The organism is Nocardia spongicola, from assembly GCF_047200775.1.
Lineage (GTDB): Bacteria > Actinomycetota > Actinomycetes > Mycobacteriales > Mycobacteriaceae > Nocardia.
On sequence record NZ_JBJZOO010000007.1, the window covers coordinates 32,500 to 46,879 of the forward strand.

General features: G+C 63.8%; 11 protein-coding genes. 6 read left to right on the forward strand and 5 right to left on the reverse strand.

From position 1 onward, the window contains the following. Positions 1-315 precede the first annotated feature (315 nt). Positions 316-2,364 carry an alkyl/aryl-sulfatase gene (locus tag ACL02S_RS15185; RefSeq protein ID WP_412803062.1) on the forward strand — a complete coding sequence of 683 codons (2,049 nt, stop codon included), beginning with the start codon at positions 316-318 and terminating at the stop codon, positions 2,362-2,364. A gap of 51 nt (positions 2,365-2,415) precedes the next feature. Here ACL02S_RS15185 and ACL02S_RS15190 read toward each other — a convergent pair whose 3' ends face one another. Then, a complete protein-coding gene (locus tag ACL02S_RS15190) occupies positions 2,416-4,176 on the reverse strand; it encodes a chloride channel protein (protein ID WP_412803063.1) in 1,761 nt (586 codons plus the stop codon). Between the two features lie 163 nt (positions 4,177-4,339). Between ACL02S_RS15190 and ACL02S_RS15195 the strand changes: the two genes are divergently transcribed. The 5 genes from ACL02S_RS15195 (at position 4,340) to ACL02S_RS15215 (ending at position 9,312) form a co-directional block, all read left to right on the forward strand. Continuing rightward, entirely contained in the window at positions 4,340-4,834 is a 495-nt protein-coding gene (locus tag ACL02S_RS15195) for a MarR family winged helix-turn-helix transcriptional regulator (protein WP_412803064.1), read from the forward strand. A gap of 254 nt (positions 4,835-5,088) precedes the next feature. Further along, positions 5,089-5,733 (forward strand): TetR/AcrR family transcriptional regulator, encoded by a 645-nt coding sequence (locus ACL02S_RS15200; protein ID WP_412803065.1) that lies wholly within the window; start codon positions 5,089-5,091, stop codon positions 5,731-5,733. Further along, positions 5,726-6,454 carry an ABC transporter ATP-binding protein gene (locus tag ACL02S_RS15205; protein ID WP_412803066.1) on the forward strand — a complete coding sequence of 243 codons (729 nt, stop codon included), beginning with the start codon at positions 5,726-5,728 and terminating at the stop codon, positions 6,452-6,454. The genes ACL02S_RS15200 and ACL02S_RS15205 overlap by 8 nt, the downstream gene beginning before the upstream one ends. Positions 6,455-6,459: 5 nt before the next feature. Continuing rightward, positions 6,460-8,814 carry an ABC transporter permease gene (locus ACL02S_RS15210; protein ID WP_412803067.1) on the forward strand — a complete coding sequence of 785 codons (2,355 nt, stop codon included), beginning with the start codon at positions 6,460-6,462 and terminating at the stop codon, positions 8,812-8,814. A gap of 30 nt (positions 8,815-8,844) precedes the next feature. After that, positions 8,845-9,312 carry a nitroreductase family deazaflavin-dependent oxidoreductase gene (locus tag ACL02S_RS15215; RefSeq protein ID WP_412803068.1) on the forward strand — a complete coding sequence of 156 codons (468 nt, stop codon included), beginning with the start codon at positions 8,845-8,847 and terminating at the stop codon, positions 9,310-9,312. A gap of 126 nt (positions 9,313-9,438) precedes the next feature. Here ACL02S_RS15215 and ACL02S_RS15220 read toward each other — a convergent pair whose 3' ends face one another. The 4 genes from ACL02S_RS15220 to ACL02S_RS15235 form a co-directional block, all read right to left on the reverse strand. Beyond that, entirely contained in the window at positions 9,439-10,701 is a 1,263-nt protein-coding gene (locus ACL02S_RS15220; protein ID WP_412803229.1) for a cation:proton antiporter, read from the reverse strand. Between the two features lie 183 nt (positions 10,702-10,884). Continuing rightward, positions 10,885-11,892: a 2,3-diaminopropionate biosynthesis protein SbnB gene (gene sbnB / locus ACL02S_RS15225; RefSeq protein WP_412803069.1), complete on the reverse strand. Its 1,008-nt coding sequence runs from the start codon at positions 11,890-11,892 to the stop codon at positions 10,885-10,887. 56 nt (positions 11,893-11,948) lie between these two features. Beyond that, on the reverse strand, positions 11,949-12,983 hold the full coding sequence (gene sbnA / locus ACL02S_RS15230; protein ID WP_412803070.1) for a 2,3-diaminopropionate biosynthesis protein SbnA: 1,035 nt from the start codon (positions 12,981-12,983) through the stop codon (positions 11,949-11,951). Beyond that, the gene (locus ACL02S_RS15235; RefSeq protein ID WP_412803071.1) at positions 12,980-14,380 is read right to left on the reverse strand and encodes a GNAT family N-acetyltransferase; all 1,401 of its coding nucleotides are present in this window, start codon (positions 14,378-14,380) and stop codon (positions 12,980-12,982) included. The genes sbnA and ACL02S_RS15235 overlap by 4 nt, the downstream gene beginning before the upstream one ends.

Consider the following 14,380-nt stretch of genomic DNA (forward strand, 5'->3'; position numbering starts at 1 on the left):
GCACAGGCGCCACGGGATCGGACCAGCAGTCAGGGTGACCGGCCCCGGAGCGATTCGCACGGGTCCGAGTGTTCATCTGCGCCCCCACCCACCAGCACGGCAACACCTACCATGTAGGTCATTACGGCCCGTCTCGGCAACCACCACTATTGCAGTGTTACTGCAATAGCGGTATAGATGGGGTTCCGTAACGCGAGCGGGCACAGGCATGGACCGGATCCCGATGAGATCGGTAGTGCGCGCGTGCAGCGTCCAGAGATCGACGCTCTCTTTACGGCAACTCCATCGATCGGCAGCAAGACAGGAGCACAGTGCATGTCCGATGACAACCACACCCACCGCGGTCGGGGACCAGGGTTCTCCCGCCGTAGCGTCTTCGGCGTCGGAGCGGCGGCTCTCATGGCGACAGGTATCGGAGTAACCGCCACCGGGTGTGCCACATCGGACGAACTGCCTGCCGAGCAGACCACGAAGGATCGGATCGATCCGAGCCAGCACATCGTCGATCAGCAGAAGCAGGCGCAATCCTCATTGCCCTTCGACGACACCCAGGACTTCACCGATGCCGATCGAGGGTTCCTCGCCGGATACGAGTCCGACGTGATCGCAGATGCCGAGGGCGGGGCCGTATGGGACATCGGCTCCTACTCCTTCCTCCAAGGAAGCTGCCCGAACTCGGTGCATCCCAGCTTGTGGCGGCAGTCCCAGCTGACGGTGAAACAGGGCCTGTACGAGGTGGTACCCGGCATCTATCAGGTCCGCGGACTGGATCTGTCGAATATGACCTTGGTCGAGGGCGATAACGGAGTGATCGTCATCGACCCGCTGATCTCGGTGGAGACGGCGAAAGCCGGGCTCGAACTGTACCGGCGCCACCGTGGTGACCGCCCGGTGACCGGGCTGATCTACACCCATTCGCATGTCGATCACTTCGGTGGCGCCCTCGGTGTTCTCTCCGCGGAGGACGCGGGCCGGGTCCCGGTGCTGGCACCAAAGGGGTTCCTGGAGCACGCGGTGAGCGAGAACATCTACGCGGGCACGGCGATGACCCGCCGTGCGGCCTACATGTACGGCACGGGCTTACCACGTGATGCCAAAGGGCAGGTCGGCAACGGTCTCGGTATGACCACATCGACGGGCACGGTGAGCTTGCTCCCGCCTACCAAGGACATCACCACGACCGGCCAGCAAGAGACGATCGACGGTGTCCGCATCGAGTTCCAGATAACTCCCGGCACCGAGGCGCCCGCGGAGATGAACTTCTATTTCCCCGACCGTCGGGCCTTGTGCATGGCAGAGAATGCCACGCACACCATGCACAACCTGCTCACGCTGCGCGGGGCGCTGGTCCGCGACGCACACGTCTGGGCGCAGTACCTGACCGAGTCGGTGAATATGTTCGCGAACAAGGCGGATGTCGCGTTCGCCTCGCATCACTGGCCGACCTGGGGTACGGACAAGATCGTGGAATGGTTGTCCCTGCAGCGGGACACCTACGCCTACCTGCACGATCAGACGCTGCGGATGCTCAACCAAGGGCATACCGGGATCGAAATCGCCGAAATGGTCGAGATGCCGCCGCCGCTGGCGGACAACTGGGCCTCCCGCGGCTACTACGGATCGGTCAGTCACGGCGTCAAGGCCATCTACCAGCGATACATGGGCTGGTTCGACGGCAACCCCGCGCACCTGTGGGAGCACCCACCGGTCGAAGCGGGCAAGCGCTATGTCGCCGCGATGGGTGGTGCGGACAAGGTACTGGAGCAGGCCCGCACGGCATACTCCGACAACGACTACCGCTGGGCCACCACCCTGCTCAATCATCTGATCTTCGCCGAGCCGGATAATCAACGCGCCAAGATGCTGCAAGCCAGCGTATTCGAGCAGCTCGGGTACGGTTCCGAGAATGCGACCTGGCGTAATTTCTATCTGTCCGGCGCCTACGAGCTGCGCAACGGCAATTTCGGGACGCCGGTCAAGGCCGAGTCGAAGGCGCTGATCGGGACCCTCACCGTCGATCAGATCTTCGATTACATCTCCTTCCTGATCAAAGGGCCGGAAGCATGGAACATGCACCTGGTCAACGACTGGACGATCACCGACGAAGGCAAGACCTATCGCACCGAACTGCGCAACGGCGTGTTCGTCCACCACCAGATCCAGGAAGGCTTCGTCGGCCCCGCGCCGGACGCGACATTGACCCTGACCCGACCGGTGCTGATCGGCATGCTCACCGGCACCAAGGAAATTCCGCAGGCCGTCCTCGCCGGCGAGCTCACCTTCACCGGTGACGCGACGAAACTGCGGGACCTCAAAGAGGTCCTGGACACACCGAACCCGGAGTTCAATATCGTCATCCCGTAGCCGCCGCGACAGGCTATGCACTCGCTCGGCCCCGACCAACGGTTGAACCGGCTACCGATGCAATACGGTCAACAGATCCTCGTAGGTGATCCAGCCGATCACCTTCGTGTGGTCGGGGTCGACGACCGGCAATCCGGTTCCGCCGTACCCGGACAGTGCGGCGAGCGTGTCGTGGAATGTCGCGTCGGCGGTCACCGCCGGTAGGTACTTCACCAGGTGAGCCACCGACTCCGGTTGGTATGAGTCATCGAGCGCTTCGGCGATATCACGCGCCGAGACACAGCCGCGGTAGCGGCCGTCGCGGTCGAGTACGGGCAGTATCCCGAGTGCGGACTTCTCCAGCGCGGTAGCCACGGTCGTGAGATCCGCGGTATCGAGCAACGGCCTCGGCGCCGCGCGCGCGAGGTCACCTGCGCTGACGGTAGCGAAAGGACCATGAGGCTGCTCGAGGTCGATGCCGCGGCGCAGGAGCTTGCGGGTGTAGATGGTGTCTTGCGACAGCAGCCGGGACACGCCCGTTGCCACGGCGACCGCGGTCATCAGCGGCAGGATGGCGGTGTACTCACCGGTCAGCTCGAACAAGATGATGACCGCCGTGATGGGGGCGCGGGTGGCGCCGCCGAGTGCGGCAGCCATCCCGACCAAACCGTAAGCGCCCGGCGATTGGGTGACCGTCGGCAGGAGATGATGCACGATCTGGCCGAAGGCGGTGCCTGCCATGGCTCCGATGAACAGCGTGGGTGCGAAGACACCGCCGGATCCGCCGATACCGATGGTGAGGCTGGTAGCGACCATCTTCCCTACCAGCAGCAGCACCAGCATGCCGAGCACATATTCGCCCTCGACCGCGCTCTCCAACACCGGATACCCGACGCCGTACATCTGCGGCAACATGAGCAGTACCGCACCGAGCAACAGTCCACCCACCGCGGGACGCGCCCACTGCGGACCGCGCCAGATCCAGTCGCAGAAATCCTCGACCGCGTACAACACCTTCGAGAAACAGACCCCTACCGTACCGACCACCAGTCCGAGCAGCAGGTACAACAAGTATTCGGCCGGATGCCGCACAGCGAAATCCGGCAGTGTCAAGAATGCCTCGTCGCCGACCACGGCCCGGCCGACAACACTGGCAGTGACGCTGGACAGTACGACAGCACCGAACGATTCGACGGCGAAATTGCGCAGGATGAGCTCCATGGCGAAGAACAGCCCGGCCAGTGGCGCGTTGAAAGTCGCGGAGATGCCGCCTGCCGCGCCGCAGGCCACCAGCAGCCGGACGCGCGGCGTATCGAGTCGGGTCACTTGCGCGATGGTCGAACCGGCGGCCGAACCGATCTGCACGATCGGGCCTTCCCGGCCGACCGATCCGCCGCCACCGATACACAATGCCGAGGCCAGGGCCTTCAGAACCACGACCCTTGGGGCTATCCGGCCCTTCTGTTCGGTGACCGCGTACATCACCTCGGGTACGCCGTGCCCACGGGCCTCAGGAGCGAACCGGTAGACCACCGGCCCGTAGATCGCACCGGCGACAACCGGCGCGAGCAGCAGGAACCACACCCCGAGCCCGGGCCAATGCCCCCAAGCGACCCTGCCGAGGCCGGCGTAGTCGTGGTATCCGGTGAACAGCCAGGTGACCCCGGTGATGAGGTACCGGAAGCCGATCGCGGCGAACCCGGTCACCGCGCCGACAGCCACCGCGAGAAACAATGTTCCGGACGAGCTCTCCCGCAGCCATCCGAGCCATAATCCGCGCGATAGGAAAGCACGACGGCGCCGGTTTTGGGGAACTCCCTCGAACGGCAACATAGTAGCAGTATGTAACAATTGCTATCTGCAACATAATCGATGCGCCTGAGCGGGATCTCTTCAGGCCGACTCGATACACCCCGATCGGCATACCACCGTGCGGTGCCGTTATTCGCGGGGCGGCAGGATGGAGACATCCCTGCATGAACGAACGGAGATGGCAATGACGACGGCGCGACGATACGCGACAGCCGAGGAGTCCGTGGATGAGATCACCGACGCCTTACTGACCGCCTCCCGCCTCTTGGTGGCATTGTCCGCGCAGTCGATCGCCCACGTCGATGAGACAATCACCATCCCTCAGTTCCGTACGCTGGTAATTCTGTCCACGCGCGGACCTGCCAAGATCGCGACCCTCGCCGGCATCCTGAACGTGCAGCCCTCCACTGCGACCAGGATGGTCGACCGACTGGTCACCGCCGGACTGGTCGATCGCAAGCCCAATCCGGAGTCCCGCCGCGAGTTGATCATCGAACTGACCACACGTGGCCACACGATCGTCACCGCGGTTACCGACCGGCGGCGCCGAGAGATCGCCGCGGTTGTCGACCGGGTACCAGCAGGCGACCGCTCCGGACTGGTGCGCGCGCTGAACGCGTTCAGCGCCGCGGGTGGCGAACCGAACGCGGTGACGGCGATCGACAGCTATCAACTCTGACCGGAGTATCGGCTCCGATCCGAGAGCCCCTCCCCCACACCACGGATTCCACCGAACCTGCCGTACAGCGATTACGGACACCGGGTTCAGCGCTCGATCAGCACCCGCGCCGACGGCAGTGATGCCGAGTTCGGCGCGGGCCAGGCCATCGCCGCGGCCGATTTCCCCGAAATAGCACACAAAGCCTACTAGTGCATAAGGCAACTGTTGTACACTGCTCCATATCATCCACTTTGGACATACGCCCAAGGTGAATGCCCAAGAAGATTCCGCCAGAGGGTGTCGGCAATGAAGGAGCGAGTATGGTGACCGCCGCCGAACAGGGCCGGGAAACCCGCGCCCGGCTGATGGACGCGGCGGTCGAATTGATCGCCGATCGGGGCTGGGGCGCAGTGACCACTCGCCTCGTAGCCGACCGCGCCGGACTGCGACCGGGGCTGGTGCACTACCACTTCGCCTCGGTACACGATCTGCTGATCGACGCGTCACTCCGTCTGACGCGCGAGGTGGGGGCCGTCATGCTGGAGAAAATCCTGCAACAGCCGACCACGGCAGGGGTGGACCAACTCCTGGCCACGATAGCCACCTACACCGGCGACGATATGGATACCCGGGTTTTCAGCGAAATGTTCTTGGCGGCAACACGTCACGAACGGTTACAAGAGGGACTGGCCGCACTGTTGCGCGAGTTCCGCACCGCAGTCACGGCATGGCTGCACGCCGACGGGGCGGTCACCGATGCGGAAGCCACGGCTGCGGTACTGCTGGCCGCTTTCGATGGGCTCATCCTGCATCGGCTGATCGATCCAGGCGTGGGTGAACTCGGTGTCGACGGCCCGCTGTGCCGGCTGACCGGGATATCCGAGACGGCGGGAGCGGAGGACAACCGACATGGATGAGGGAGCGACGACCACACGAGGCGGCATTCGGCTGCTCGGGGTGCACAAGACCTATGGCAGCGGTGAGGCAGCGGTCCACGCACTACGGGATATCGACATCGATATCCCCGCTGGTGAATTGGTGGCCGTACTGGGTGCCAGCGGCTCGGGCAAGACCACCCTGCTCAATATCATCGGCGGTATCGAATCGGCCGACAGCGGCTCGATCGTGGTCGCCGGGCAGGACATCTCGGATCGGCCGCCCGCCACCCTCGGCGAATTCCGGCGGGCCCATATCGGTTTCGTCTTCCAGTTCTTCAATCTCATCCCAAGCCTCACCGCAAGGGAGAACATCGAGGTGCTGGTCGAACTCACCGGTCGCGGCGATCGGGCGCGGGCACAGGAGCTCCTGTCGGCGGTAGGACTGGCCGATCGCGCGAACCATTTCCCCGCGCAACTATCCGGTGGACAACAACAACGGGTCTCGATCGCCAGGGCGCTGGCCACCGATCCCGATCTGGTGCTCGCCGATGAGCCCACCGGCGCTCTTGACGTCGCGACGGGCCGTGACGTGCTGAAACTACTGCAGCAAACCACCAGAGCCGGACGCGGCGTGATCATGGTGACCCACAATGAGGTGGTCGCCGAGATCGCCGACCGGGTCGTCCGGATGCGCGACGGTCGTATCGTCGCCACCGAACGCAATACCGCGCCCACCGACGCGGCCGCAGTGCGGTGGTGATCGCGATGCTGCTGATGAGAAACAAGGTGCTCGGGCGAAAGATCCGCCGGGATCTGCGGCGCAAGCCCGCGCAAGCGGCCGCGATCGCGGTAACGGTGATGCTGGGGGTGTTGCTGTTCATCGCCAGTTACGACTCGTTCCGCAATCTGTCCACCTCTTATGAGCGCACCTACACACGATTACACTTCGCCGACTTCACCGCGGTCGGCGGTGACCCGGCAGTGATCGCGGCAGCGGCGCGGGCGGACGACAGTGTCGCCAGAGTGTCCGTACGTACCCAGGCCGATGTCCCCATGACGATCGGTGCGGCAAAGCTGGTCGGCCGGATCAGCGGGATACCCGCGGGCACCGAGCCCTCGGTGAACGACATCGCGCTCACCGCTGGTCGGATGCCCGATCCGGTACGGCAGAACGAGGTGGTGCTCGAACAGCACACCGCGGACACCTTCGGGCTCGGCCCCGGTGACCGGTTCGACGTCTTCGACGGCACTACCTGGCAGCAGGTGACGGTAGCCGGGGTCGCCCGCTCACCGGAGTACCTGTGGCCCGCCCGCAGCAGGCAGGAAGTACTCGGCGATCCACACTCGTTCGCGATCGTCTTCGCCGAACAAGCAACAGCGTTACGGCTGTCCGGACAACCCGGACCCGATCAGACACTCGTCGAGATGTCCCCCTCGGCAACCGAATCCGAGCACGATCGGGTGGCCGCACTCCTGCGGTCGGCAGGCGCCGCTGATGTCACCACGCGGGCAGAGAACCCCTCGGACGCCGCCTTGACCGAAGACCTGAACGGATTCTCCCAGATCGCCGTCGGCTTCCCGCTGTTGTTCCTGCTTGCCGCGGGGATTGCCGAATATGTCCTGCTGACCCGGCTGGTGCACGCCGAACGTCCGATCATCGGCACCCTGCTGGCGATGGGAGCGCGCCGGAGCGCGCTGATCCGGCACTACCTCACCTACAGCATGATCGTCGCCGCATCGGGCGGGCTGGCCGGTGTCCTCCTCGGTGCTGTCGCGACCTCGGCGGTCACCTCCGCGTATACCAAGGCGATCGGGATCCCGGACACCGTCATCGAACATCGCGTGTCCACGCTCGCGCTCGGGCTCGGCCTCGGTCTGGCGGCCGGTGGCCTCGCCGCCCTCGCCCCAGCGCTCGCCGCGGCCCGCACCGCACCCGCACAGGCCATGCGCGGTGACGGCGCGCGCATGGTCCGGCCAGGCCCACTGACCCGCATGTCGGCCCGATGGACCGGATTACCCGCAGTGCTGCGGATGGCCCTGCGCTCGCTGACCAGGGACCGCCGCCGCACGCTGGCCACAATGACCGGCACCGTCCTGGCGCTGGTGCTGATATTGGCGTCGGCGGGCATGGTCACCAGCATGCGCGCCGTGCTGGCGGTGCAGTTCGAGCAGGTCGACCAGCAGGACGCGACCGTGGTGGCAGCGCCGGACGCCGGTGCGCAGAGCGCACAGCTGCGCGCGATACCCGGCATCGCCGAGGTGGAAACCTGGTCGACCGCCCCGGTCACTGTGCAGGCCGAAGACAACAGTTATACGACCGAACTCACCGGGCTACAGCCGAACACCACCATGCACGGATTCCGGACCGTGCGTGGCGTATCCGGTCTGCCCGCCGACGGCGTGGTCGCCGGATCCGCGCTGACCGACCGGCTCGGCGTCCATGTCGGCGATACCCTCACGATCACCTCGGCGTTCGGCACCCCGCACCGGGTACGGCTTGCCGCGCTGGTGGACGAACCGCTCGGAACCTTTCTCTACGCCACCAACGACACCGCCAGAACCATCGCGCCTGCCGCACTCCCCGGCTATCTGCTGCGCTTCCAGCCCGGTGCCGACCGCGATGCCCTCCGTGCCGCCGTTACCGAACTACCCGGCACACTCGCCTATACCGATACGCAAGCACTGCGGACGGAATTCGACCGATTCCTCGCGCTGTTCTGGATATTCGTCGCCGTCATGCTTTTCTTCGGCGCGATCCTGGCGTTCGCGGTCATCTACGTGACCATGACCGTCAATTTGGCCGAACGCACCACCGAGCTGGCCACATTACGAGCGGCCGGGGTACCCAACCGACGCCTCACCGCCGCACTCGCCGCCGAAAATCTGCTGGCCACAGCGCTTGCCGTGCCCATAGGGCTCGGCGCGGGGATCGTGGCCGCTTGGGCGTTTCTCCGGTCGTTCAACAGCGACATGTTCACCCTGCACCTGTCGCTGGGAGTACCGACGCCCGCGCTGGCGGTTGCCGCCGTGCTCGTGGCCGCCGCGCTCTCGCAGCTGACGGCCCTGCAGTTCCTGCGACGCATCGACATCGCACGCGTCGTCCGCGAACGCGCTCAGTAACAACACGCTCAGTAGCAACAAAGGAGAAAAATGACAGCCAATGCCTCCGCCGCGACATTCGGCGCACGGATGTTGAAGACCCGCTGGCTGGTCCGGGCACCGATCCTGCTCTATCGCGCCGGGCTCGGATTCCTCTTCGGAACCAGGCTGCTGATGCTCGAACACCTCGGCAGGCGCAGTGGTATCCGCCGATACGTCGTGCTGGAAGTGGTCGATCGACCTGCTCCCGACCAGTACATCATCGTCTCGGGCTTCGGTACCCGCGCCCAGTGGTACCGCAATGTCCAGGCCGACTCGCGCGTGCGTGTCTGGCACGGATTCCGGCGCGGTATGCCCGCCACCGCGACCGTGATGACGACAGAAGAGGCCAAGGCCGCTCTCGACGATTACATCCAGCGGCATCCGCGCGCCTGGAAGAATCTGCGTGACGCCATCGAACATGCCACCGGCGCACCAGTGGATGTGTTGCCCATGGTCCGGTTACACGTTCACCGCTGAAACCGGCTCATCTCCCGCGGGCAGGACCTTCTCATCAGCCGCTGAGTTCGGACCGGTACGAGCTCAGCGGCCACGATGTCGACTCGGCGGTACGCCACGACGGGGCCTGCCACCGCGCCACACGTCTCATCCGGTTCGATTCGTGTCCCCGTCTCCGGCTGTGGACCGCACACCATCGTCGTAGTGCGCGACCACCTCATCCTCGACATATTTGCCCGCGGGCAGACAATCCATCGGTTCCACCCGCAATACCCGCGCGACGGGAACATCGGTCGAGGAATGCAGCACGATCGATAGCGCGATCGTCACGGCGACGAGGTCGAACACCACCTCGCTGTTGGGTATGCCGGACTGCAGGGCGAGCAGTCCGTAGACCACCGACGCGAATCCTTTCGGCCCGAACCACGCCGCCGCCGCGCGTTCCGGGGCTGACAACGGCGTCCGCAACAGCGATATCAGCATGGCTGCCGGCCGCACCAACACGATCGCAAGCACCGCCAAGGTCCAGTCACCGATACTCAAGTGCGATAAGCGCTCCGGCGTGAGCAGCGCGCCGAATACCAGCAGTGCCGCGAACTTGGTCACCTCGGACAATAGATCGCCGAACGGCTCGAACTGCTCGGCAGCCATATGATCCAGTGTCGCCAACGTCGACCCGGCCACGAATGCCGCCAGGTAGGGATTGGCGTGGGTGAGGTGGCACGCTCCGTACAGGGTGACCGCGATGGCCAACGGCCCCAATGCCTGTAACCGGGGCTCGGCTGTGAGAATCGGCAACCGCCAGGCCAGCGCGACCACCGCCGGAATAGCGATCCCGAACACCAATCCCAAGACCAATTCCACCGCGATATGCGGTGCCCCTGATTCGTGATGTGTCGCTGTCGCCAGAAAGATCAGGACGAACGGCAGCGCCAATCCGTCGTTGAGCCCGGACTCGATATTGAGCAACCGTCGCAACCGGAGTGGCACATCGCTGCGCCCGACGAGCGCCGAAGCGAACACCGGATCGGTCGGGGAGAGGATGGCGCCGAGCAGGAATGCCGTCGGCCAATCCAATCCGGCCAGCCAATGCGCCGGAATCGCGATCAGCACCATGGTCAGCGGCATCGCCAGACCCAGCGCCCGGCCCGACAACCGCCAGCCTTCCCGCAGTGCGGGCAGGTTCGCCCGCTGCCCGTCGGTGAACAGCACCGTGAACAAGGCGACATCGGCCAGTACCGCCACCAGCCCATCCTCCGGCGTGATGGTTACCACGCCGAGCCCGCCCTGGCCGATCACCGCACCAGCGACAAGGAACAGCAATGCGGTAGACAACACCGTTCGCGCGGCCACACCGGACAGCGACACGCTGACGAGCAGTACCACGCCGAAAACAAGGACAAGCACCATCACATCCACCGTTCGCAGTCGAGCCCGACCCGCCGAATCCGTACCGCAGACCGGTCTTCCCGGCACCCCCGAGATAAGCATGCCGTACGTCCACGGGGAACTGTTCCGCAGTACTCGACCCCGGCACTACGTACTACGGGCGCGGCGGATCCGCGACCGCGATATCGGTCGGTGAAGGCCTGCTCACACTGGGAAAAAGTCCCTGATGCGCTCGAGCCGCCCGGTCTGTTCGGCGACCTGGTATACGTGGCTCCCTACCGCTATGTCCAATACCCCGAGCCCGAACGGCGAAAAAATGACCGGTCGATCGCGGGGCGGTTGGAAATCACCCCGCAGCACCTCGGCCAGAGTGGCATCGATGAAGCCGCGAGAGCCGGACATTTGCTCGGCCAGATGCGGCGAGGTCGCTGCTTTGAGACAGTGCTCGATATCATCGAGGATATTGCACGAACCGAGTATTATCTCCGGAGCGAGATCGCGCAGCGAAATGTGCAGCACCGTCGGATTATGCTGGAACCACGATATATCGGTGACATGCGGAACCGATGCCGTGGTCGCGAATACGATCAAATCCGAATCACGAATCGCCGCTTCCGGGGAATGATGCAGAATCACCTCGTCCGCTTCACCGTGCTCCTCGAGTGTCCTGGCGAATTCCGCCGCGAACTCCGGTGATCGGTCGAATGTACCGATCGACTGGAAACGCCATCCGGTGCCGTGCAGGAACGAGTGGATGTAGCGGGCGATCAAACCGGTGCCGAAGTAGGTTATGCGCCGGGGTCGGTCGCCACCGTCGTGGAGCCGGGCCGCGGCAAGTGCCGCCGACGCCGCGGTCCGCGTCGCGCTGATCACCGACCCTTCGAGGCAGGCTATCGGGAATCCGGTCGATTGATCGTTCAGAATCAGGACCGCGGAGGCACGAGGCAGTCCGTTTTCGATGTTTCCGGGGAAACTCGAAATCCATTTCAACCCGTCGAGCGAGAACTCTCCGCCGAGCGAAGCGGGCAGCGCGATGATGCGTGACTCCGGTCGATCCGGAAACCGGAGAAAATAGCTGGGCGGGTTGATACTACGCCCGTCCGCATGGAGCAGATAAGCGCTTTCGACGATCGAAACTATTTCCGCATACCTCCCCTCGACGATATCGGATACGGTACGGCCACCGATTACCGAAAATGCCGGTTTCTCCATGTATTACTCCTAGCTGGGCGAAATTCCGCCCGGTATCGAGGACAGCGCGCATACGATCAGTTGGCCACCGTGATCGGAACGGTTTCCACTGCTGGGCGCCGGGTGGCCGGGGACTCCATGGAGTCCAGGAGTTCGTTCCCGTAATGTTCGGCGACCCAGCCGTCGTCATAGACCGTCTCGAGATACCGCTCCCCCATATCCGGCGATATGGCGACAGCTTTCACCTGTTCATCGCGCAGTTCCGCCAGTCGTAGTTGCGCTCCGGCCAGCACAGTGCCTGTCGATCCGCCGAAGAGGAATCCGGTTGTCGCCAGTCTTCGGCACATGCGGATGGCTGCGGCCTCCTCGACCATCACCACCTCGTCGACTACCGAGCGATCGAGTATTTCCGGCCGCCTGCTCGCACCGATACCAGGGATGTATCGCGAGGTGGGACTCCCCCCGAACACGACAGAACCAACGGCGTCCACAGCGACGATACGAGCCGGGTGGCCCACATCGCGCAGATAGCGCGCACAGCCCATCAGAGTGCCGGTGGTACCCGCTCCGACGAACAGCATATCGAGATCGGGGAAATTCTCCGCGATAGATGGTCCGGTAGTGCGGTAGTGCGCCTGCCAATTGCTTTTGTTGGCATATTGGTTCAGCCATACCATACGCCCGTCGGAAGCACACAGATCTTGGACGACACGTATCCTGCTCGCCAGGAAACCCTGATTGGCATCCGGTTCCGTCACAACGATTACCCGACCACCGGTGGCGCTGATCAATCTCCGGCTGTGCGTACTGGATCGTGGGTCCGTAACGCACAGAAAATCATATCCGCGACTGGCCGCAACAACACTCAGCGCAACTCCGAGATTACCGGACGACGACTCGACGATGATCGAATCCGGGCCGAGGAGGCCATCTCTTTCCGCGCTGTCGACCATCTCCACAGCGGCTTTCAGTTTTATCGATCCGCCGAAGTTGAACGATTCACATTTGAGGAACACAGGAAATTGTAGCGAGTGCGCGAGATCTATGTAGACATCGTCGACGAGCAGCTGATCGGGGCAAGTTATGTATTTTTTCTTGTCTTCTGGGTTCAACTTTTCTCCCTCGACAAGATCGACCGGAAATTTTCTGCGATTGTGGTTTTATGCAGGGTAGTAGCGATATCGACCATATGCGGCGCCGACCATTTCGCCGCACGAGACCGGAGCTGTTCGGTGACCACGGCCATTCTCGGGCGCACAAGATCCTGCCAGTAGATAGAAGCCTTGAACATCTGCGCGATCCAGATCTGGGAGTCGATCGCGATGACATGCTCTATCTCATCACTCCACTGATGTTTCTTGGTGATGCCGAGCGGTACCGCGTGCAAGCGCCGTTCATAGAGTGGCAGCAATTTGTCGGTGCAGTCCATCACGGCGTAGCGCGCGCCGGTCGACAGCGCGACCCGACCCATGGCACCGACGAGGATCGGAAATATGCCGCTGGAGCGGTAATCCGGGTGGATCGACAGCCGTGATATCTCTACGAAACCCGCTTCCCACAGCCATGTCGGCAGCCCCTTGGTCACTTCTTCGAGTTCGCTGAGATCGCGATCCCCGTTGTTGAGCACCAGCCGGGCGGTGCCGACAGGTTTGTCACCGAGCCGGCAGACGAAGTTGATCGACACCGCGTCGAAGCGATCGACGAGCTCCCAGCTGTCCTCGACATCGGTGAGCCTCCCGAAGTGGCGGTTACCCACCAGCCGCAATTCCAGCGCGGACTCGAACTCGTGCCGATTCGACACCGCGTCCACGGTGAGCAATGCGTCCAGCCGCCGCGGGTTGATACCTAATTTCCGCAGCTCACCGAATCCGAACGATTCGACCGTGCTCGCCAGCAGGATCGCTACCGGCTCTACCGACGCGGTATCGGTCATGCGAAACGACAGTATGTCCGCTCCCGCTGCGACGCGGCGACCGGTGATCTGGATCGATAAGGTGGTCTCGCCGGTCCATGGAGACCACAACGACAGTTCGGCCACCATACCGGGACATAACGACGGTTCCGGTCGCGCGCAGCTCAGCTCACCGGCGGCGAGGCCGAGACGTGCGATGGTCCCGACACTGGAACGGCCGTAGCGGCCCGCGCAGCGCAGCGTCGCATTGAGCGCCGGACGCAGCGCGCAGGCATCGCCGAGATCCGCAAGAAACCGCAGATGCACTGTCGCGGCACTGACGTCGATCCGGTGAGTGTCGGCGTAGACAGGACGAAGCCGATCCCCCAGCCGGATCAGGTCTGCGTGGAACGCGATACCCAGCTTGTCCGCCGCGCTGATCGCATCGAGCGTCTCCGGCTGCTCGAAGCGCACCGCGATCACACCATCGGAGCCGATATCGCATACCCGTGCCAGGAATCGGCGTCCCGTCGTCGAGAATACGATCACATCGGGCAGGTAGAAATCACCTATCCACTCCGCGAATTCGACCGCGGTATCGGTGTCGCTCGGGGTCAC

What these genes read in the sequence shown, in the direction of transcription:
- ACL02S_RS15205 (WP_412803066.1), top strand. Translation starts at nt 5,726, where the DNA reads ATGGATGAGGGAGCGACGACCACACGAGGCGGCATTCGGCTGCTCGGG.
- ACL02S_RS15185 (WP_412803062.1), top strand. Translation starts at nt 316, where the DNA reads ATGTCCGATGACAACCACACCCACCGCGGTCGGGGACCAGGGTTCTCC.
- sbnB (WP_412803069.1), bottom strand. Translation starts at nt 11,892, where the DNA reads ATGGAGAAACCGGCATTTTCGGTAATCGGTGGCCGTACCGTATCCGAT.
- ACL02S_RS15210 (WP_412803067.1), top strand. Translation starts at nt 6,460, where the DNA reads ATGCTGCTGATGAGAAACAAGGTGCTCGGGCGAAAGATCCGCCGGGAT.
- ACL02S_RS15190 (WP_412803063.1), bottom strand. Translation starts at nt 4,176, where the DNA reads ATGTTGCCGTTCGAGGGAGTTCCCCAAAACCGGCGCCGTCGTGCTTTC.
- ACL02S_RS15215 (WP_412803068.1), top strand. Translation starts at nt 8,845, where the DNA reads ATGACAGCCAATGCCTCCGCCGCGACATTCGGCGCACGGATGTTGAAG.
- ACL02S_RS15200 (WP_412803065.1), top strand. Translation starts at nt 5,089, where the DNA reads ATGCCCAAGAAGATTCCGCCAGAGGGTGTCGGCAATGAAGGAGCGAGT.
- ACL02S_RS15220 (WP_412803229.1), bottom strand. Translation starts at nt 10,701, where the DNA reads ATGGTGCTTGTCCTTGTTTTCGGCGTGGTACTGCTCGTCAGCGTGTCG.
- ACL02S_RS15195 (WP_412803064.1), top strand. Translation starts at nt 4,340, where the DNA reads ATGACGACGGCGCGACGATACGCGACAGCCGAGGAGTCCGTGGATGAG.